Genomic DNA, 20,286 nt, shown 5'->3' on the forward strand with positions numbered 1-20,286 from the left:
CTCCCGTGGGAGCGAATCGCTCTGTCACCGATGGTGCACCTTCAGTGACGTGGGTCCAGCGTGGCCCAGCCCGGGCGGCGCCGCAACTCGCGGAGCCGCGTAAGGCGTCCGTGGAACGGGGCCCGGGCTCAGCCCCGGCGGCCGCCCGCGCTGCGCAGCGCCTCCAGGAAGCGGCGCAGCGGAGCCGCTCCGTCGCGTCTGCGGTTGCGCTGCCCCATCGTCAACCGGTAGCGCACGCCGTTCACCCGGGCGATGGCCGAATCCGCCGCGAAGAACCACCGTTTCCCCGCACTCACCGTGCCCACCGGGGCGCTGTCGATCTCCCGCCCGTTGCTCATCAGCAGGGACAGCCGGCCGTCCTTGACGACCACCTGACCGGCCCTGGTCAGCGACCGGGTGAACCGCTCGATCCTGACCCCCGACGCACTGAACTCGGCGTCCGCCATCGCGGCTTCGCCCCCCTTCGTCACCACTTCTCCTGTTGCAGTGTGCCTGGCCGCGTCCCCGGCCGCCAGAGGGCACGGGAACCCGCCGCACGCTGCTCGCACCGCCCGCCCCAACTGCCCCCGAACGGCCTCCTCAAAGGCAGGGCTATGGACCATCAAAGTCAACGTTTGTGCAGGTCGGGGGCCTATCGTGGAGGCAGGAGCACCGGGCGGACGAACAGCGGCGAACAGCACACGAACAGCGGCCGACAGCACACGAACAGGAGCACGGCGATGGACACCCATGAGCTGGGACAGGACCACGGGGCCACGGGGACGGCCGCGGGGACGGCCGCGGGGACGGTGGACGTCGACCGCAGCGACCCGGAGTACCGGGCCTGGCTGAAGGAGGCCGTCCGCAAGGTCCAGGCCGACGCCAACCGTTCGGCCGACACCCACCTGCTGCGCTTCCCGCTGCCCGAGGAGTGGGGCATCGACCTCTACCTCAAGGACGAGTCGACGCACCCCACCGGCAGCCTCAAGCACCGGCTCGCCCGCTCGCTCTTCCTCTACGGGCTCTGCAACGGCTGGATCCGGCCGGGCAAGCCGGTCATCGAGGCGTCCAGCGGCTCGACCGCCGTCTCGGAGGCGTACTTCGCCAAGCTGATCGGCGTGCCGTTCATCGCCGTGATGCCGCGCACCACCAGCCCGGAGAAGTGCCGCCTCATCGAATTCCACGGCGGGCGGTGCCACTTCGTCGACGACTCCCGCAAGATGTACGAGGAGTCCGCGTCCCTCGCCGCCGAGACCGGCGGCCACTACATGGACCAGTTCACCTACGCGGAGCGCGCCACCGACTGGCGCGGCAACAACAACATCGCCGAGTCGATCTACCAGCAGCTCCGGCTGGAGCGCTACCCGGAACCCACCTGGATCGTCGCCACCGCCGGGACCGGCGGCACCTCGGCCACCATCGCCCGCTACGTGCACTACCTCCAGCACGACACCCGGGTCTGCGTGCCCGACCCGGAGAACTCCTGTTTCTTCGACGGCTGGACCCGCAACGACCCCTACGCGAGCAGCGACTGCGGCTCCCGGATCGAGGGCATCGGCCGCCCCCGCATGGAGCCGAGCTTCGTGCCGGGCGCCATCGACCGGATGATGAAGGTGCCCGACGCGGCGAGCGTCGCCGCCGTACGGGCCCTGGAGCGGGCCATCGGCCGAAAGGCGGGCGGCTCGACCGGCACCGGGCTGTGGAGCGCGTTCAAGCTGATCGCCGAGATGGTGGAGCAGGGGGAGCGGGGCAGCGTCGTCACGCTGCTGTGCGACCCGGGCGACCGCTACCTGGACAAGTACTACTCCGACTCCTGGCTGGAGGAACAGGGCCTGGACATCGCCCCGTACACCGCGGCGATCGACGGCTTCCTCGCCACCGGAACCCTGACCGGCTGAGGCCCGGCGCCTTTGCGGCGGCCGGCTGAGGGCAGGACCTTCCCGCGGATCAGGCCGCCGGTGCCGTCAGCCGCCCGTCCAGCCGGCGCACCGCGTCCCGGAAGGACCGGCCCATCCCCAGGCGCGCGACCACCAGCACCGAGCGGAACGGGCCCGTCCCGTCGGCGGCGAAGGTCCACTGCACCCGGGTCCCGGCCCCGTCCGCGGTGAGCCGCCACTCCTCCACCAGGGCCCGCAGCCCCGGCGCGTTCGTCTCGTCGACCCGGTAGGCGTACCGCTCGCCCGGCTCGGTGGCCACGACCGTCTCGCGGAAGCGGACCCCGCCCCGCAGCCGGACCTCCCGGCCCGCGCCCCCGTCGGTGGGCGTGGCCCGGGTGACGGCGGTGAACCAGGAGGGCCAGGAGGCGACATCCTCGGCGAGCGCCCGGTAGACCACGTCCGGCGGTGCGGACACCTCGGCGGCGAACACCAGACGTATCGGCGCGGATTCGGTGAACTCCAGTCCTACGGTACGGAGTCGGCGTGCCATCGTGTGCACCTCCCGGCGGTCTGCGCCGATGGGGCGCTCATGGGGAGGCACACCATAGCGGCCGGGGGGTCAGTTGTCTGTACCACTGCCGGCCACCGGCTCGCGGCTCTCACCACCGCCGCCCACCGGTTCCCGGGCCTCCTCCCGCTTCCGGGCGGCGGCCTCGGCGGCCGCGGCGATGTTGCGGGCCATCCCGCCGAAGACCACTGCGTGGAAGGGCGACACGCCCCACCAGTACGCATGGCCGAGCAGCCCCTGCGGGTGGTACAGGGCGCGCTGGTGGTAGACCGTGCGCCCCTGGTCGTCGGTGGCCACCGACAGTTCCAGCCAGGCCAGCCCCGGCAGCCGCATCTCCGCCCGCAGCCGCAGCAGTTCGCCCGGCACGATCTCCTCCACCCGCCAGAAGTCCAGCGAGTCCCCGACCCGCAGCCGGTGCGCGTCCCGCCGTCCGCGCCGCAACCCGACCCCGCCGACGATCCGGTCCATCCAGCCGCGCACCGCCCAGGCGAGCGGGAAGGAGTACCAGCCGTTCTCGCCGCCGATCCCCTCGATCACCCGCCACAGGTCCGCCCGGTCCACCGGCACGACCAGCTCCCGCTCGTCCCGGTAGAGGCTGCCGCCCGCCCAGTCCGGGTCGGTGGGCAGCGGGTCGCTCGGCGCGCCCGGCAGCGAGGCGGAGGACCAGCGGGTGTCCACCCTGGCCTCCTTGATCCGCTGGAGGGCCAGGCTCAGGGCCTGGTCGGAGCCGATCAGCCCCTCCGGCGGATCGGGGACGTACCGCACGATGTCGTGCTCCCGGCAGACCACCTCGTGGCGCAGCGACTCCGCGAGCGGCCGGGCGATCGACCGGGGGACCGGGGTGACCAGCCCGATCCAGTGGCTGGAGAGCGTCGGGGTGAGCACCGGGACCGGCACGATCACCCGCCGCGGCAGCCCCGCCACCCGGGCGTAGCCCTGCATCATGTCCCGGTACGTCATGATGTCCGGGCCGCCGATGTCGAAGGTCCGGTTCACCTCGGGCGGCAGGGTGGCGCTCCCCACCAGATAGCGGATCACATCCCGTACGGCGATGGGCTGGATCCGCGTGGAGACCCAGCTCGGGGTCACCATCACCGGCAGCCGCTCGGTCAGATAGCGCAGCATCTCGAACGAGGCCGACCCCGAACCGATCACGATCGCCGCCCGCAGCACCGCCGTCGGCACCTCGGAGTCCAGCAGGATGCGCCCCACCTCGGCGCGCGACCGCAGATGCGGCGACAGCTCCTTCTCGTCCACCCCGGCCGGGGTCAGCCCGCCCAGGTAGACGATCCGCCGCACCCCGGCCGCGCGGGCCTTCTCGCCGAAGTTCCGGGCGGCCCGGCGGTCGGTCTCCTCGAAGTCCGAGCCGGAGCCGAGCGCGTGCACCAGGTAGTACGCCACGTCGACGTCCCGCATCGCCTCGGTCAGCGAGTCGGCGTCGGTGACATCGCCCCGCACCACCTCGACCCGGTCCGCCCAGGGGTAGTCGCGCAGCTTCCGCGGCGTCCGGGCCAGCGCGCGGACCTGGTGGCCGGCGTCGAGGAGGGCGGGCACCAGTCTGCCGCCGATGTAGCCGGTGGCGCCGGTGACCAGGCAGCGCAGCGGGGTCTCGTCGGGGACATCACGTACGTCGGGTTCCTCAGGAAGATCCGTCACCTGTCCGAGTCTCGCACCTCATCCGGTACGAGGGCGGGTCCGAGCACTCCGTACGGCGGAGCGCGGGTCGGCGACGGCTCAGTGCACGGCGGTCAGCGTCCCGCCCTCGCGCAGCCGGGCCGTCAGCTGCACGGAGGCGTCGCGCGGCGCCCGTACCGCCAGCGTCGGGCCGCCCGCCGTACCCCGCACCTGGCCGGTGGCCTCGATCCCGGTCACGGCCCGGCTGCCCGCCGCCAGGACGTACCACCGGCCGGAGGCGGCCTTCCAGTGCGTGCCTGCCAGGATGTGCTGCCCGAACCGGCTGCACAGGGCGGTGTCGTTCCGGTCGGCGACCACCGTGGCCGGGGCGGTGGGGGAGGCGGCGGGCTGGAGGAACTGCACCAGCACCCGGCCGGGGCCGCGCCAGGTGTCGGCGCGGGTGCAGAGCCACTCGGCCGACGTCCCGCCCTCGGGCAGCCGCTGCTCGGCGAACGCCCAGTTGTTCACCGCCCGCACCCCCGAGCCGGACAGCGCCCGCAGCGAACACGCCGTACGCGCCCAGGCGGCCAGCGCCTCCGGGCCCGTCGCCTCGCGGGGCTGCCGGGCGGGCGCGCCACCGCCGGGCTTCGGGGTGTACGTCAGATGCGCCGGGGCCAGGTCGCCCAGGTCGGTCACCAGGAAGGCGTGTTTCTCCACGATCCGCTCGGAGGAGCGCAGTTGGAGCACCGGCCAGGCGTCGCAGCCGCCGCCCACCGCCGGGCGCTCCACCGGGGCGGTGACCCCGTCCGGGCCCACCTCCAGCGGACGGCCGGGTGTGTCCGGCGCGAGCAGGTCCCGGGTGGTGGTCTCGGAGATCCAGGGGGCGAGCAGGAACCGCGCCTTCCCACCCGTACGGCTCATGACCACCGCCGCACTCGTCGTCACGTCCGCGTCATCGGTCCGGGCGAAGTCCAGCGCGGCCCCGCCGCCGCCCGACAGCGGCTCCGCGTACCGCACGACGCGGACCCCGCCATCGTGGAACAGCGCGACGGCCGCCCCGTCCACCTCACCCGCGAACAGCAGCCGGGGCGGCTGCGCGGGCGGCACGTCGGCCGTGCCCGGGGTGGTCGACACCTTGACGTCCTCGGCCGGCTCGGACCAGGCCCGCAGCGCCCGCCCGAGCAACTCCTCGTCGCCGCGCCGGTCACCGCGTACGGGCCAGGCGGTGAAGTCGATCCGGGAGGTGTCCGCCCACTGCTCCGCCGCCGTACGCAGCAGGGCCGCCGGGTCGATGAAGGGGGCCGGCCTTCCCGCCCCCGGGGTCGTCACTCCGGCCTCCGGGGCCTCGTCGCGTACGCCCTTCTCGGCGGCCACCGCGAGCGTCCCCGCCACCACGCACAGCGCCGCCGCGAGGGCCGCCGCCCGCACCCGGTGCCTGCGCCGCAGCAGATCGCTCGGCCGGGTCTGCACGGTGCCCGGGTCGAACTCCCCGGACCGCAGCAGCACGTGGGCCGCCGCCCGGTCCGGCCTCCCGAGCCGGGCGGCCCGCCGCACCGCCCCCGCCGGATCGGCCACCCCCGCCTCGGCCAGCAGCGCCCGCACCGCGGCCTCCGGCAACCCGTCCAGCGACTGGAGCGCGAACGCGGCCCGTACGGCACCGGGCACCTCCGACAGGGCCCGGTCCAGGGCCAGTTCGTCGACGCCGCCCGCCCGGGGGAAGAGCCGCAGCCCCCACACCACCGGCAGCGTCGGCCGCAGCGCCGCGGGCGCCGGAAGCCGTCCGGGCCACCAGCGGGGCCTGCGCTCGTACGCCAGCGCCGTCCGCAGCACCCGCAGCCGCATCGAGGCGTACGGGGCGTCGGCCGGGGCCGTGGCTCGCTCCGCCTCCGGAGAGCGCCGGGACTGCGCGGGCACCTGGGCCGTGCGGGCCGGGACGGTCCTGGCCAGGGGCAGCGCCCGTTGCACGGCCGCGTGCGCGGCCAGGACCCGGCGGTGCCGGCCCAGGGAGGGCGGCAGCACGACGTAGGCGAGCCGGACCAGACGCGGGTAGTGCTCCACGAGGGCGGCCTCGGCCTGCTGGACGCCCAGGGGTTCGCTGGGCGCGGTGGCGGAGCGTTGCTGCGGTTGATGGATCGGCATGAGTGGGGTGCCTTCCGGGGCCGGGGCCAGGAGTGTCATACCGACAAACGAGTCAATCGTGTGACGGTCACATCACCCCCACCGGTCACCGATGCCGGACGGGTCCTTCTCCTGGCTGCGCCTCAGGCCAGCAGCTCGTCCAGCACCCCGCCGAACAGCCGCCGCCCGGCCGACGCCAGCAGCGGGTCACCCCACCGCGGCACCAGCCGCACCCGCAGCTCCTCCACCCACACCACATGGGAACCGGAATGCGTCGGCAGCACGTCGATCGAGGCCCGGCCCAGCACCACGGAGCCGCGCTTCTCCAGCAGGCAGATCCCGGCCCGGCCACCGGCCGGCGGCGTCCACCGGACCACTTCCATCGGATCGTCGAAGGCCAGCGGGCCCACCCCCGTACGCGCCGTGAACACCGTGCCGACCCTGGTCGGCGGTCCGCCCGCCACCGAGATGGCGGTCAACGGGACACGCTCGGCGTGCCGTTCCCAGTCGGTCACCCGGCGCCAGGCCTCGGCTGCGGGGAGAGGGGAGAAGCGCTCGATCCGGAAGACGGCCATGCCCCGATCCTAGGACGTCACGGCCGGACGGCGACCCGAACGGAATCCGGACAGCCGCAGGTGGTGAGCCGCGCCCCAGGGATCAGCCGGGGGAGACGGTCTCCTCGGGCGACTCGTGTCCCTCGCCCGCCACCACCAGGCCCGGCAGATGCTCGCCGATCTCCTCACGCGCCCCGGGAGCCAGCCCCGCGTCCGTCACGAAGGTGTCCACCTCGTCCAGCGTGGCGAAGGAACTCAGCCCCACCGTGCCCCACTTGGTGTGGTCGGCCACCACCACGACCCGGCGGGCCGACCGGACGAAGCGGCGATTGGTCTCCGCCTCCGCGAGGTTGGGGGTCGACAGACCGGCCTCCGCCGAGATCCCGTGCACCCCGAGGAAGAGCAGATCGAAGTGGAGGGAGTCGATGGCCCGGTCGGCGACCGGCCCCACCAGCGAGTCCGAAGGCGTCCGCACCCCGCCCGTCAGCACCACCGTCGCCGTCCCCGGCCGCGCCCCCCGCCCGGCCGCCGGACGCTGCGCGTCGTGGAACACGTCGGCCACCCGCACCGAGTTGGTCACCACCGTCAGATCCGGTACGTCCAGCAGGTGGCGGGCCAGCGCGTACGTCGTCGTACCGCCCGAGAGGGCGATCGCGCTGCCGGGCTGGGCCATCGCCGCCGCCGTCCGCGCGATGTCCTCCTTGGCGCTCAGCTCCAGCGCCGACTTCACCTCGAAGCCGGGCTCGTGAGTGCTCGCCTCGACCACGGGGACGGCACCGCCGTGGACCTTCTCGATGACCCCCTGCCGGGCCAGCGCGTCCAGGTCCCGACGGATCGTCATGTCGGACACATTCAGCCTGCGGGTCAGCTCGTTGACCCTGACCCCGCCGCGCCTGCGCACCTCGTCGAGGATCAGGGCACGCCGCTGCTCCGCGAGCAGGTTCTGATTCTCGCTCAACGCCGTCGCCCGGTCCTTCCCTCTGCTCCCACGGTCCGCAGCGGCCTGCGGGACAGGCTCATCCTGCCACGCACGCATGTCCGGCGTACCACCTGGGGAGATTCCGTGAGACCGCTCACGCACCCGCCCCGCCTCCGGGATTCTGGGGCCGCGCCGGAGCCTCTCGGCTCCCCGCACACCTTCCGCCCGACCCTGTCATGCCTTCGCCCGACCTCTGTCATGTTTTCGCCCGACCCCTGTCATGTCTTCGTCGGCCCCCTGCGGCCGGCGCGCCCGAGAGAGAGTGCCGCCTTGGCTCCTGCCATCCCGCCCCCGCCGCGACCCCCGCAGAACACCGGGGCGGCGCTGGAACTGCTGGTCCACGGCGTCGGAGGCGCCACCCCGCAGGAGATGCTCGGCGATCCCCGTACCGTCCGGGTCACCGGGGACGCGACCGCCGCCGTGTACCGGCGCACCGAGGACGCCCACGGCGAGAAGCACCCCGAGCGCTACCGGGACGAGCCCGTCGCCGAGGCGTACTGCTGGTCCGGGCTCACCTCCGGCAACGGCTCCCGCGCCCTGTGGCTGCTGCTCCTGCCGTTCATGGTGGTCAACCTCGCCCACTGGATGCGCCCCACCGCGTCCGGCCGCCGGCGCGCCGTCCGGCTCTACGGTGTGGTGGTGCGGCTCGTCGCGCTCACCCTCACGGTGCTGCTCACCGCGGCCGCCTGCGAGGTGGCGCTGGACCTGGTGGCCTGGCAGTGCGCGGGCACCTCCGCCTGCTCCGAACGCCGTTCCTGGCTCGGCTTCCTGTCGAGCCATCAGGGCGGCTGGTGGTCCCAGCCCGGACGGCGGCTCGCGCTCGCCGCCACCGTGCCCGCCGCCCTGGTGGGCCTGCTGTGGTACCTCTCCAACCGGACCTGGAGCGCCTACGAGTCGCAGAGCCCCCTGGACGCCACGGACGACGGCGCCTGCGACCCGGACGGCGCGGAGGAGGCCCACGGGCCCGGCGCCCCGGCCACCGCCGACGACCCGGAGTCCGCGCGCCCGGTGCCGCCCGCGCTCAGCAGGCCCGGCTTCTGGTACGGCCGCCGGCTCGTCTCCCGGCTCCGCGCCGCGCACACCGCCGCGGGGTTCCTCACCGTCGCGGCCTTCGTCATGGGGGCCGCGGCCCGCCACGACCGGACCGTCGGCAGCTCGGTGCCGCCGGTGTTCGGCCTGTTCATCCAGGGGGCGCTGATCCTGTGCGCCGTCGTCGTCGTGTGGGTCATCTGCCGCCGGGGCCGCAGCGAGAGCGTCCGGGACAACCGGGTCGACGGCGCCCTCATCACGTACCTGCCCGGCTCCGCGCTCACCCTGCTCGGCCTCGCCGTCGTGCACGCCGGCTGGTCACGTCCGGAGTGGGTCTCCTCCGGCAGCCTGTCCGGCGAGACCGCCTTCCGGCTCCTGGCGCTCAGCCAGGGCCTCCTCGTCGTGGTCATGGCCCTGGTCGCCCGCAGCCTCTACCGGCGCGCCCCCGAACCCCGCACCACGCTGTACGGGCTCGGCGGCCCGTCCGTCGCCATGCTCGCCTGCGCGCTCGGCGGGGTGATGACCGGCGGCGTGGCCCAGCGCGTCGCCGACTGGCTGGACGGCCCCGGCACCCCGGGCACGGGGCGCGGCTCCATCATCGAGGGCCCGCCCGTCCTGCTCAGCTGGCAGGCCTCCGTCATCCCCGTACTCCTGCTCCTACTGCTCGTCCCGGTCGTCTTCCTCGTCGTCCGCACCGCGCGCCGGGCCCGCCGCATGGGCCCGGGGATCGAGGCGGAGTACGCCCCCGAGCCGCCCGACCGCGCCCGCACCCGGAGGATCGCCCGCATCCGCGCCACGGCGGCCCTCACCGACTCGGCCCCCTGGATCGTCGGCGTGGTCTCCGCCGCCACCCTGCTCCTCGGCACGGCGGCCGTCGCGGGCTCCTGGGCCAGCGGTGAGGTGCCCGGCCTCGCGACGGACGGCGCCGCCGCTCCCGTCGCATCCCTCGCCGAGGCCGCCCAGTCGACGGGCTCCTGGCTCATCGGCTTCGGCTTCATCCTGTTCGTCGCGGGCGGCCGCCGCGCCTACCGGGACGCCTCCGCCCGGCGCACGATCGGCATCCTCTGGGACGTGGGCACCTTCTGGCCGCGCGCCGCCCACCCCTTCGCGCCCCCCTGCTACGCCGAGCGCGCCGTCCCCGACCTGGCCTCCCGGATGAGCGCGTGGACGGCGACCACCAAGGGCCGGCTCATCATCTCGGGCCACTCACAGGGCAGCGTCCTCGCGGCCGCCGCGGTCTGGCAGCTCCCCGACACGGCCCGCCGCCGGGTCGGGCTGCTCACCTACGGCTCCCCGATCGAGCGGCTGTACGGTCGTTGGTTCCCGTCCTACTTCGGTCCCGTGCCCCTGCTCGGGCTGAACCGGTCGGTGCACTGCTGGCGCAACCTCCACCGGGCCACCGACCCGATCGGCGGGCCCGTCCGGCTGACCACCGCCCCCGACCCCGGCGTCGACCGGGGACCGCTGAAGGACCCGCTGGCGTACGGGCGTACCACCGCGCTCCCGCTGCCCGAACCGATCCTCGGCCACTCCGACTACCAGGCCGACCCGGTCTTCGCGAGGGAACGGGCCGCCCTCCTCGACGAGCTCGGACCACGGCTGCCCCGGCAGACGGACGGCGGGGACACGCTTCACCAGAGCCAGGAGGGCCAGGGGAGTCAGAAGAGCTCCGGCAGGTCCTCCGGGTAGAGCAGGGTCAGGTCGTCCGTGCTCGTCTCGGCGAGCTGGGCGACCCGGCCCGCGTGCCGCTCCACCATCGACTCGAAGGTCTGCCGGGCGGTGCGGCCGTTGCCGAAGGCGGGGCCTTTGGGGAGCGCGGTGAAGTACTTCAGCAGCGCCTCCCCGGTCCCCTCCGCCAGGCTGTACTCGTGCTCCTCGGCCTGCTGCTCGACGATCCGCAACAGCTCCTCGGGGAGGTAGTCGTGGAAGGTGATGGTCCGCGAGAAACGGGAGGCCACCCCGGGGTTGACGGTGAGGAACCGCTCCATCTCGTGGGTGTACCCGGCGACGATCACCACCACCGCGTCCCGGTGGTCCTCCATCAGCTTCACCAGCGTGTCGATGGCCTCGCGCCCGAAGTCACGCCCGGAGTCCTCGGGGGAGAGCGCGTACGCCTCGTCCACGAAGAGCACCCCGCCGCGCGCCCGGTCGAAGGCCTCCTGGGTCCTGATCGCCGTCGAGCCGATGTGCTCCCCGACCAGGTCCACCCGGGAGACCTCGACCAGATGGCCGCGCTCCAGCACCCCGAGCGAGGCCAGGATCTCCCCGTACAGCCGGGCGACCGTGGTCTTGCCCGTACCGGGGGAGCCGGTGAAGACGAGGTGGCGGCGGACGGAGGCGGCCTTGAGCCCGGCCTCCGCGCGGCGGCGGCCCACCTCGATCATGTCGGTGAGCGCCCGCACCTCGCGCTTGACGCTCTCCAGACCCACCAGCGCGTCCAGTTCACCGAGGACCGCCGCCGAGTCGCGGGCGGGCTCGGCGGCCGGAGCCACCGGATCGGGCTCCACGGCCCGCTGGCCGGGCATCGTGTTCAGCAGGCCGGGCGTCGACTGGGTGGCCGTCAGCACGGCGGGGGCCGGAGCCGGTGCCGTACGCAGACCGCTCTCGTCGCTCGTGCAGTCCGTGACCACCGGGCCGGAGCCCCCGGCCCCGTCGCCCGCCGGCCCGGCGAAGCCCTCGGGGAACTCGTAACCGCCGCGCGCGCACCGCTCGGTGCGGCAGCGGGTCAGCGTGGTGCGGCAGCCGTCCATGACATGGAAGCCGTACCCCTCGCTGCCCGTCACCCGGCAGTTGTCGAAGGTGCCGCGCCCCTCGGCGGAGACGTAGAACCCGGCCTCGGCGGGGTTGGTGACCGTGCACCGCTCGATGACGGGGTCGGCGCCCTTGGTGACGATGACCCCGGTCTGGGCCGCGTCGATGGTGCAGTTGTTCAGCGTGCCGCCACTGCCGTGGTCGCGGAACCAGGCGCCGGTGGAGGCCTCCCGGATCCGGCAGTCGTCCAGTTGGGCGGTGGCGCCGTCGCTCACGGAGACGGCGGTGTTGCGGATCTGGGAGAGGTCGCTGTCCACCACATCGGCGCGCGATCCCCGGTCCAGGACGAACAGGGCGTCCGGCACGTCATGGACCCGGCAGGCGTCCAGTATCACCGTCGCCCCGTCGCTGACCCAGACCGCCGGGTAGTCGCCCGTACTGTCGTGGATCTCGCACTGGTTGGCGTCCACGCGGGTGCCCGGGTCCCAGACCGAGAGGCCGTTGCGGCCGAAGCGGCGGACCGTGGAGCGGGTCAGCGTGAGCACCGAACGCGACCGCAGGTCGATCGCGTTCTCCGGGATGTCGTGGATGTCGCAGTCGGCGAGTGTCAGCACCGCGTCGGTGTCCAGCGTGACGCCGTCGCCCGACGTGCGGTGCACCGTGCAGTCGGTGAGGTGCGCGGTGGCGCGGGCGGTGACCTGGACGCCGCTGCCCTTGACCTCGTACACCTCGCAGCCGATCGCCTCCAGACCGCTGCCCTCGCCGGTGACACCGATGCCCGCACCGGAGGAGTGGTGGATACGGCAGCGGTCGAGGCGGGGGTGGCCGCCGTCGCGGACCGAGACGCCGGACTGCCCGGCCGAGACGATCTCGCACTCCTCGAAGACCCCGCCCGCCCCGTCGAGTACGGCGATGCCGACGCCGGCCGGATTGTCGACGGTGCAGCGCCGCACGGTGGGCCGGGCCGCTCCCCGTACCTCGATGCCCGCGGCGGACCGCGTCACGATCCGCAGATCCGCGAACTCCGGGGTGCCGTCCTCCACCAGCACGGCCGGGGCGGCCGAGTCCTGCCCCTCGATGTGCAGATCCTGGACGATCGCGGAGGCGCGCACCGTCAGCGGTACGCCGTCGGCCGGCGCGATCCGCACGGAGCCGACCGACCCCTCGGGGCCGCGCAGGGTCACCGCGCGGTGGAGGACGAGGTTCTCCCGGTAGGTCCCGGGCGCGACGGTGAGGACGTCGCCGTCGGCCGCCGCTTCCAGGGCCGCGGAGAGGGAGGCGTACTCGCCCGTGCGGCGGCGCCATCGCGATGTACCGGTGTGCGTCACCTGGACCGTGCCCTGTGCCATGGAGTTGCTCTGCCCCCACCTCGTGCCGTGCTGCCTCGGGTCGTGCTGTGAAGCCCCGGTCCGTGATGGTCCGGGTCTCTCCGTCCGCCCGCCTGTCGAGGAGGCGGACGCGGTCGGACCACCGTAGCGCGCGGGAGGGGCGGGAGTTGACGACTCGGGCCGCCGGGGTGCTGTCGCCGCCCGCTGTACGCGACCGGGGCGACAGCCCGCCGTACGTGGCCGAGGTGGACGCCCGCCGTACGTGGCCGAGGTGGACGCCCGCCGTCAGCTGCCCGTTCCGGCCCGGCCCCAGTCCGGGCCCGCCTCGGCCCACTCCCGGTCCCAGAGCGCGTACCGCTGCCGCACCAGGCGCCCTACGATCAGCCGCCGGCCCGCCTCGACGCACCCGGCGGCGAGCAGGAAGACGCCGATCCCGCCGAGCACCGCGTGCGTACGGGCCGTACCCGCGTCCATCGGCGCCGGTACGGGGAGGCCCGACGCGTCCGTCCAGACCCGCACCGGCGCCCCGGGCTCCCGGGACCCCGATGCCGTGGTGACCTCGCCCGTGCGCGGGGTGCCGTCCGGCGCCCGCCAGGCCGCCACCACCGACGTGCGCCCCGACCCGGCGCCCGGGTCACCGGTGAACCGCCGCTCCCCGGGCACCGGTCCGACCACGACCGCGGTGACGGGCCGCCGCTCCTCGTGCTGGGCCCGTATCTCCTGCTGGAGCGAGGCGTCGGCGAGCGCACCGCCCGCCCATCCGGCCGCCGGCGCCCCCAGCGCCAGGAGCGCCAGCGCGCCGAGCGTCACCCACGCCTCGCGGCGGTCGGTGGTGCGCCACAGCGGACTGCGCCGCCACCTGAGCACTCCCACCACTCCCATGCTTTCCCCTGGGTCCCGGTCTCCCCGTGTCCCGTGTCGCGTGTCCCCGCGTCCCCGTGTCCCGTATCCCCGTGTCCTCAGTCGAGGATCTTGACGGAGTCCCCGACCCGGATCACCCCGGTCCCGTCCGGAATCAGATTCTGGCCGAAGAGCAGTTGATTGCCGACCCGGCGGTGGCGGGCCAGCGTGAGCAGCGGCTCCTTGCCGCGCTCGGCGGTCCGCTGGTCGGTGGTGGTGATCACGCAGCGGCCGCAGGGCTTCACCGCGGAGAAGTGCACATCGCCGATCGCGATCCGCCGCCAGTCGTCCTCCACCCATGCCTCGGTGGAGTCGATCACGACGTTCGGCCGGAAGCGGTCCATGGGCAACGGCCCCTCGTGCGGCCGGCCGCCCGCCGCGATCAGGTCGTTGAGGGCGTCGAGGGAGGCGGTGGTGGTCAGCAGCAGCGGATAGCCGTCGGCGAAGGAGAGCATGTCCCCGGGGCGCGCGTACGCGGGGTCGACGCGTCTGCGGCGCGCCGGATCGTCGAGATGCACGAGCCGGGTCTCCGAGCCGAGGATCTCGCTGAACCAGGCGTGCGCCTCGTCCGCGGCCTCGGCGACCGTGACGGTGTCCCGGTGCAGCTCCACATCGACCAGCCGTTCCGGCCCCGGCACCTCCACCCGCAGGGGCGGATGGCCCGGGGCGGAGAGGGCGATCCCGCCACCGGACAGCAGCACCGCGGAGATCCGCGCCAGAAACGGCTGCTGTCGCTGGGTGATCACCCGCGGCGCCTTGTCGACCACCATCCAACGGCGGTCGCCCTCGAGTCCCCATGGCTCGACGGCGACCTCGTCGGATGTCTGGACGCCCAGCGATTTGACCGGATACAGGTGGATGGACCGGAGCACAGGAGAGGCCATGCGCCCATCCTGCCAGTCACCTGTCCCTGTGTACGCGCGTTTTTCGCGGAGCCCGCAGAGCGGTAGAGGTCAGTATCCCCGGCTCTGGTAGGGCCGGTTGTACGGGTCCTCGTACGGCGACGGGGCCGGTGCGGGCCGCGGCGAGGCCGGGCGCATCGACTCGTACCCGGTGCCGGGCACGGGGCGCTGCGGCTGGGGCTGCTGCGGATAGCCGCGGACCGCCGAGGGCTGCTGCGGGATGTACGGCGCCGGGGCGCTCTGCAGCCCGCCGCCGTACATCGGGGCGCTCTGCGCGGGGGCCTGCTGGTACTGCGGCATCGGCTGGTGCTGCTGCGGATAGCCGTAAGAGCCGACGGGCTGCGAGGGGGCTGCGGGCAGGGCCGGCAGCGCCGACGGCAGAGCCGGCAGATAGCTGCTGGAGGTGTCGTACGCGGCAGGGACGCGGATCGGTGCGATCTGCGGGGTGCCCCGCTCCGCGACCAGGGAGTCGTAGATCGGAGTGTCGGGGAACGACGCGGCGTAGTAGCCGCCGCCGAAGGCGGAGCGAGGGGAGGTCATGGCACCTAAGTTAAGCCCACGATGTGCCGGTTGGGGAGCCCCAATCCTAGGGTCATACGTTTTTACGCCGGTTCTGTCGGCCGCGACCACCAGAACACCGCTAATCCCTCGCCTATCCGAGGCATTCCCTCTTGGCGGGCCATTGTCAACGAGAAGTGGCGGGCAGGTTACCAAGGGCTACAGCGGGCCCGCTTCGGGGGAGAGCGGCCCCGTTCGGTGGCAGGTCACGTCCGTTTCGGCCGCAGGTGATGCCCGTTCGGGCGGGCGGTGCTTTCGGATCACGGCCCCGGGTAACCGGGAGGCGATTCGGGTGCGGGATACGGAACGCTTCACCGGGTGATCACGATGGAGCCCGTCCTGGAGGTGTACGCACCCGACGGTTTCGGCCTGTGGCCGGTGGCCGGGACCACGTCAGGTTTTCTCCCTCTCGGGGGCGCGCTCTCGTCGGCCGAGGTGGGGACGGCGGTGATGGCCATCGCCGGCTGCAACGACGTCGACCCCGACGGCGACCGCCCGCCCAGGCCGTCCACGGCTCCGGGCTCGTTCCTCCACGGACTGCTCACCTTCGACGACCTCTTCGCGGCCGGCGGCCTGCGGGTCACCGACCACTCCGCGGGCGTCACCTTTCTGCCCGGCTGCTGCGACGGACTGGAGGACCGGCTCGACTGGCACCGGCCGGCCGACCACGGTGGCCTGCTCGGATTCGGCCACGCCCCCGTGTCCCCGGCCATCGTGCTCCCGTGACAGCCGCCCTCGCCCGCGTTCTCGGTTTGCGGCCGCCGAACTCATAGACAGTCACGCGGCTTCCTATGAGGGCCTGTTCGCCGAACATTGCCGGGTCCGGCCGGCGAAAACAACAGAGGACGGCGCCGGCGTCGGCACGCTCGACTTCGGTGAATTCCGGCCTGCCGGAATGCCCTTGCCGGTGAACTGCCGCGCAGCCGCCCCTGTGCTTCGGGCCGGGTGTCCGCGATCATGATCGGATGAAAGCCCGATTCCTCGCCATCCCCGAAGTGGTCGAAACCCCGCCCGTGGCGGTCGTGATCGACGTCATGCGCGCCTACACGGTGGCCGCGTGGGCCTTCGCCCAGGGGGCGGAGAAGATCGTTCTCGCCGAGTCGCTGGACGAGACCCTGGCGCTCAAGGCCCACCACCCGGACTGGGTGGCGCTCAAGGACGGTGCTCCCGCGCCCGGCTTCGACGCCGTCAACTCGCCGGGCCTGCTGCGCTCCCTGGACCTCGGCGGACGGACCGTCGTGCAGAAGACCACAGCGGGGACGGTCGGCGCGCTCGCGGTGAAGGGGGCCTCGCTGGTGCTGTGCGCGGGCTTCGTCGTCGCGGAGGCCACGGCCCGGCTCCTGCGCGAACGAGGGGGCGACGACGTCACGTTCGTGGTCACGGGCGAGGACGGGCGCGCCGATGAGGATCTGGCGTGCGCCCAGTACATCGCCCGGCGGGTCACCGAGGACGCGACGGACGCGGACGGCTACCTCCGCCGCGCCGGTGCGTCGCGCGCCGCCCGCGAGCTGGCGGAGGGCGTGCGGCAAGGAGTGCATCCCGATGACATCGCCCTCTGTCTCGAACTCGACCGGTTCCCGTTCGCCATGGTGGCGACCTCGGAGGACTCCCTCATGGTCCTGCGTCCCCACCTGGGCGACGTATAGTCCCCGAACCCTTCCGGTGGCCGCTCGACGGAAGGATTAGGTTGTGCGGAAAGGCCTGCGGGCAGCCGGAACCGTGATGGGGGCGAGCATGACCATGAAAAAGGGAACCAACGTTCCGGTGCCTGCGGGCACCGTGCGCGTCGAACTGGGGTGGCGGGCCGCCACGAGCACCCCTGATGTCGACGGTTCCGCACTCCTGTTGGTGTCGGGCAAGGTCCGCGACGACGCCGACTTCGTCTTCTACAACCAGCCGTCCCACGCCTCCGGTGCCGTCCGCCACGAGGGCAAGCGGACCGTCGGCGACGGGGTCACCGACACCCTCTTCGCCGACCTCGGCCGGGTCGAGCCGGCCATCGACCGCATCGTCGTCGCGGCCTCGGCGGACGGCGGCACCTTCGGCCGGGTGAGCGGACTGTACGTACGGGTGCTCGACGCGGCCGGCGGCGCCGAGCTGGCCCGCTTCGACTCCACGGACGCCACGATCGAGACCGCGTTCATCCTCGGTGAGCTGTACCGGCGCCAGGGCGCCTGGAAGTTCCGCGCGGTCGGGCAGGGTTACAGCAGCGGGCTGGAGGGCCTGGCGACGGACTTCGGCATCTCCGTCGACGAACCGCAGCAGGCCGCACCGCCCGCACCGACCAGGCCCGCCGCCCCCGTACCGCACACGCCTCCGGCGCCCACCCCGACGCTCCACGTCACCCCGCCCGCCCCGCCGGCCCCTCCCGCACCGCCCGCCCCGGCGCCGCCGCAGCCCGTGCGGCTGTCCAAGGTCACGCTGACCAAGGAGGCCCCGTCCGTCTCCCTCGCCAAGCAGGGCGGCACCTCCGGCGCGCTCCGCGTCAACCTCAACTGGGAGGTGCGCAAGCAGTTCAAGGGCTGGGGCGCCAAGCTCGGCCGGGCCGTCGCGATGCACGGAGACCTGGACCTCGACCTCTGCGCGCTGTACGAACTCACCGACGGCCGCAAGGGAGTCGTGCAGGCCCTCGGCAACGCCTTCGGCTCACTGGCCCAGCCGCCCTTCATCCACCTCGACGGCGACGACCGCACCGGTGCGCTCTCCACCGGCGAGAACATGACCGTCAACCTCGACCGCAAGGACCTGCTCCGCCGCGTCCTGATCTTCGTCACCATCTACGAGGGCGCCCGGAGCTTCGCCGACCTGCACGCCACGGTCACCCTCCAGCCGCAGAACGGCGCGGCGATCGACTTCTCCCTCGACGAGTGCACCGTGCCCTCCACGGTCTGCGCGCTCGCGCTGATCACCAACAACGGCGGTGACCTCACCGTGCAGCGCGAGGCCCGCTACCTGGTGCCCGACCGTGGCGTCAGCCCGCAGCGCACCATCGACGCCGCCTACGGCTGGGGCATGAACTGGACCCCCGGCCGCAAGTGACCCGCACCTGACCCGCCCGGCCGGACCGCCGCCTCCACGGGCGTCACCGGCCGGGCGCGGCGCCCGCCGTCCCGTCCGGATCGGGCCGGGCATACGTACGGCCCTTCCAGGCGGCCCCCCGCCCCCGGTAGTGCTGGACCGCCGAGTCCACCGTCATCAGCAGGTACAGCACCGCCGTGAGCGGCAGCAGCGGCCCGAGCCACGGCGACTGCCGGTAGTACGCCAGCATCGGCAGGTACGTCGCCGTCATCACCGCCCAGGCCGCGCCACCGGCCCAGGCCGCCACCCCGTCGCCGGTCGCCACCCCCGCCACCAGCGTCACCGGCGGCCCCAGGTAGACCAGCGCCAGCCCCGGAACCGTCCCCGCCAGCAGCAGCGGACTGTGCCGCAACTGCGCGTACGCACTCCGCGCCACCATCCGCCACAGGTCCCCCAGACCCGGATACGGCCGCACGCTGTCCACCCGGTCCGCCAGCCCCAGCCAGATCCGGCCACCGCCGCGCCGCACCTCCCGCGCCAGCGACACGTCGTCGATCACCGCCTGCCGGATCGACTCCGGGATCCGCGCCCGCTCGGCCGCCTCCGTCCGCAGCAGCACACAGCCGCCCGCCGCCGCAGCCGTACGCGACCGGGCCCGGTTCACCCGGCGGAACGGGTAGAGCTGCCCGAAGAAGTAGACGAACGCGGGCACCACCAGACGCTCCCAGAAGCTCTCCACCCGCAGCCGCGCCATCTGCGACACCAGGTCGTACCCGTCCGGCCCCTCGGCCCCGGCCGCCGCCACCAGGTCCCGCAGGCTGTCCGGCTCGTGCGCGATGTCCGCGTCCGTGAGCAGCAGGAAATCCGGCTTCTGGAGCCGGGCCAGGGCGATCCCGTGCCGCAGCGCCCAGAGCTTGCCCGTCCACCCCGGCTCCGGCTCCCCGGGCTCCACCACGGTCAGCGGCAGCCCGCCGCAACGTCCCGCCAGCTCGCGGGCCAGTTGCCCGGTGCCGTCGCCGGAGCAGTCGTCGACCAGGATGATCCATGCCTCACCCGGATAGTCCTGGACCAGCAGCGAGGGCAGGCTCACCGGCAGCATGTCCGCCTCGTCGCGGGCCGGTACGACCACCGCAACCGACGGCCAGCGAGCCGGGTCGGTGCGCCGGGGCAGCCGTTGGTCGGTCCGCCAGTAGAAGCCCTGCCCGAGCAGCAGCCACACCCACGCGATCAGTGAACCCACGGCGATCCAGGCAACGGCGCTCATTCGCCGCAGTCTGCCCCACGGAGCCCGGTCCGCAAGGGCTGTCGGCTAGGGTGACCGGGTGAAGATCGCGCTCATGGACTCCGGAATCGGCCTGCTGGCGGCAGCGGCCGCCGTTCGCCGACTGCGGCCCGACGCCGAGCTGGTCGTCTCCTCCGACCCCGGTTCCATGCCCTGGGGCCCGCGCACCCCCGAGGACGTCACCGCCCGCGCGCTGGCCGTGGCCCGCGCCGCCGCCGCCCTCCGGCCGGACGCCCTGATCGTGGCCTGCAACACCGCCTCCGTCCACGCCCTGCCCGCGCTCCGCGCCGCGCTGGAGCCCGCGCTCCCGGTCATCGGCACGGTCCCCGCCATCAAGCCGGCGGCGGCGGGCGGCGGCCCGGTCGCCATCTGGGCCACCCCGGCCACCACCGGCAGCCCCTACCAGCGCGGGCTGATCGCCGAGTTCGCCGGGGCCGTCGACGTCACCGAGGTCCCGTGCCCCGGCCTCGCCGACGCCGTCGAGCACGGCGACGAGACCGGCATCGACCGCGCCGTCGCCGCTGCCGCCGCCCTCACCCCACCGGGCGTACGGGCCGTCGTCCTCGGCTGCACCCACTACGAGCTGGTCGCCGACCGCATCCGCACAGCCGTCCAGCAGCCCGGCCACCCGCCGCTCGTCCTGCACGGCTCCGCCGGGGCCGTGGCCGCCCAGGCGCTGCGCCGGATCGGCGCCGGGCCCGCCCCGACGGCCGCACCCACCGGCACCCTCACCGTCCTCCTCGCCGGCCGCCCCGGCACCCTCCCGGAGCCCGCTCTGGCCTACGCCGAGGGCCGCGCCCTGGAGTCGGTCGCCCCAGCCCGCTGACCT

General features: G+C 73.9%; 17 protein-coding genes. 6 read left to right on the forward strand and 11 right to left on the reverse strand.

All coding sequences use genetic code 11. The features are described from left to right. Nucleotides 1-128: 128 nt before the first annotated feature. Nucleotides 129-446 (reverse strand): hypothetical protein, encoded by a 318-nt coding sequence (locus ACFWRT_RS30335; protein WP_030574987.1) that lies wholly within the window; start codon nucleotides 444-446, stop codon nucleotides 129-131. Between the two features lie 273 nt (nucleotides 447-719). Here ACFWRT_RS30335 and cds1 point away from each other — a divergent pair, with 273 nt between their 5' ends. Next, the gene (gene cds1, locus ACFWRT_RS30340) at nucleotides 720-1,877 is read left to right on the forward strand and encodes an L-cysteine desulfhydrase Cds1 (protein ID WP_380952245.1); all 1,158 of its coding nucleotides are present in this window, start codon (nucleotides 720-722) and stop codon (nucleotides 1,875-1,877) included. Between the two features lie 49 nt (nucleotides 1,878-1,926). Here the strand turns inward: cds1 and ACFWRT_RS30345 are convergent, their stop codons facing one another. From ACFWRT_RS30345 to ACFWRT_RS30365, 5 genes are all read right to left on the reverse strand, one after another. Next, nucleotides 1,927-2,406, reverse strand: a complete 480-nt coding sequence (locus tag ACFWRT_RS30345; protein WP_380952246.1) for an SRPBCC family protein — start codon at nucleotides 2,404-2,406, stop codon at nucleotides 1,927-1,929. A 69-nt stretch (nucleotides 2,407-2,475) separates the two neighbouring features. Beyond that, the gene (locus tag ACFWRT_RS30350; RefSeq protein WP_380952247.1) at nucleotides 2,476-4,080 is read right to left on the reverse strand and encodes an SDR family oxidoreductase; all 1,605 of its coding nucleotides are present in this window, start codon (nucleotides 4,078-4,080) and stop codon (nucleotides 2,476-2,478) included. Between the two features lie 78 nt (nucleotides 4,081-4,158). Then, on the reverse strand, nucleotides 4,159-6,177 hold the full coding sequence (locus tag ACFWRT_RS30355) for a hypothetical protein (protein WP_380952248.1): 2,019 nt from the start codon (nucleotides 6,175-6,177) through the stop codon (nucleotides 4,159-4,161). Nucleotides 6,178-6,299: 122 nt separating this feature from the next. Beyond that, on the reverse strand, nucleotides 6,300-6,731 hold the full coding sequence (locus ACFWRT_RS30360) for an SRPBCC family protein (RefSeq protein WP_030574975.1): 432 nt from the start codon (nucleotides 6,729-6,731) through the stop codon (nucleotides 6,300-6,302). Nucleotides 6,732-6,813: 82 nt separating this feature from the next. Then, nucleotides 6,814-7,668 (reverse strand): DeoR/GlpR family DNA-binding transcription regulator, encoded by an 855-nt coding sequence (locus ACFWRT_RS30365; protein WP_380952249.1) that lies wholly within the window; start codon nucleotides 7,666-7,668, stop codon nucleotides 6,814-6,816. 291 nt (nucleotides 7,669-7,959) lie between these two features. Between ACFWRT_RS30365 and ACFWRT_RS30370 the strand changes: the two genes are divergently transcribed. After that, complete coding sequence (locus tag ACFWRT_RS30370) at nucleotides 7,960-10,407, forward strand: hypothetical protein (RefSeq protein WP_380952250.1); 2,448 nt, start codon at nucleotides 7,960-7,962, stop codon at nucleotides 10,405-10,407. Here ACFWRT_RS30370 and ACFWRT_RS30375 read toward each other — a convergent pair. The 4 genes from ACFWRT_RS30375 to ACFWRT_RS30390 all read right to left on the reverse strand — a co-directional run bounded on the left by ACFWRT_RS30375 (nucleotide 10,377) and on the right by ACFWRT_RS30390 (nucleotide 15,139). Beyond that, nucleotides 10,377-12,818, reverse strand: a complete 2,442-nt coding sequence (locus ACFWRT_RS30375) for a right-handed parallel beta-helix repeat-containing protein (RefSeq protein WP_380952251.1) — start codon at nucleotides 12,816-12,818, stop codon at nucleotides 10,377-10,379. The genes ACFWRT_RS30370 and ACFWRT_RS30375 overlap by 31 nt on opposite strands. A gap of 264 nt (nucleotides 12,819-13,082) precedes the next feature. Then, entirely contained in the window at nucleotides 13,083-13,679 is a 597-nt protein-coding gene (locus tag ACFWRT_RS30380; RefSeq protein WP_380952252.1) for an Rv1733c family protein, read from the reverse strand. 77 nt (nucleotides 13,680-13,756) lie between these two features. Beyond that, nucleotides 13,757-14,581: an MOSC domain-containing protein gene (locus tag ACFWRT_RS30385; RefSeq protein ID WP_380952253.1), complete on the reverse strand. Its 825-nt coding sequence runs from the start codon at nucleotides 14,579-14,581 to the stop codon at nucleotides 13,757-13,759. Nucleotides 14,582-14,650: 69 nt separating this feature from the next. Next, nucleotides 14,651-15,139, reverse strand: coding sequence for a DUF6643 family protein (locus tag ACFWRT_RS30390; RefSeq protein ID WP_380952254.1), 489 nt, complete (start codon nucleotides 15,137-15,139; stop codon nucleotides 14,651-14,653). A 336-nt stretch (nucleotides 15,140-15,475) separates the two neighbouring features. Here ACFWRT_RS30390 and ACFWRT_RS30395 point away from each other — a divergent pair, with 336 nt between their 5' ends. From ACFWRT_RS30395 to ACFWRT_RS30405, 3 genes are all read left to right on the forward strand, one after another. Next, on the forward strand, nucleotides 15,476-15,883 hold the full coding sequence (locus ACFWRT_RS30395; RefSeq protein ID WP_380952255.1) for a hypothetical protein: 408 nt from the start codon (nucleotides 15,476-15,478) through the stop codon (nucleotides 15,881-15,883). A 239-nt stretch (nucleotides 15,884-16,122) separates the two neighbouring features. Then, complete coding sequence (locus ACFWRT_RS30400; RefSeq protein ID WP_380952257.1) at nucleotides 16,123-16,803, forward strand: 2-phosphosulfolactate phosphatase; 681 nt, start codon at nucleotides 16,123-16,125, stop codon at nucleotides 16,801-16,803. 76 nt (nucleotides 16,804-16,879) lie between these two features. After that, nucleotides 16,880-18,196: a TerD family protein gene (locus ACFWRT_RS30405; protein ID WP_380952317.1), complete on the forward strand. Its 1,317-nt coding sequence runs from the start codon at nucleotides 16,880-16,882 to the stop codon at nucleotides 18,194-18,196. A gap of 43 nt (nucleotides 18,197-18,239) precedes the next feature. Here ACFWRT_RS30405 and ACFWRT_RS30410 read toward each other — a convergent pair whose 3' ends face one another. After that, nucleotides 18,240-19,439, reverse strand: a complete 1,200-nt coding sequence (locus tag ACFWRT_RS30410; protein WP_380952259.1) for a glycosyltransferase — start codon at nucleotides 19,437-19,439, stop codon at nucleotides 18,240-18,242. Nucleotides 19,440-19,497: 58 nt separating this feature from the next. Here ACFWRT_RS30410 and ACFWRT_RS30415 point away from each other — a divergent pair, with 58 nt between their 5' ends. Then, nucleotides 19,498-20,283 carry a glutamate racemase gene (locus tag ACFWRT_RS30415; RefSeq protein ID WP_380952260.1) on the forward strand — a complete coding sequence of 262 codons (786 nt, stop codon included), beginning with the start codon at nucleotides 19,498-19,500 and terminating at the stop codon, nucleotides 20,281-20,283. Nucleotides 20,284-20,286: the final 3 nt, after the last annotated feature.

The organism is Streptomyces cyaneofuscatus (genome assembly GCF_042718795.1).
Taxonomy (GTDB): Bacteria; Actinomycetota; Actinomycetes; order Streptomycetales; family Streptomycetaceae; genus Streptomyces; species Streptomyces cyaneofuscatus_A.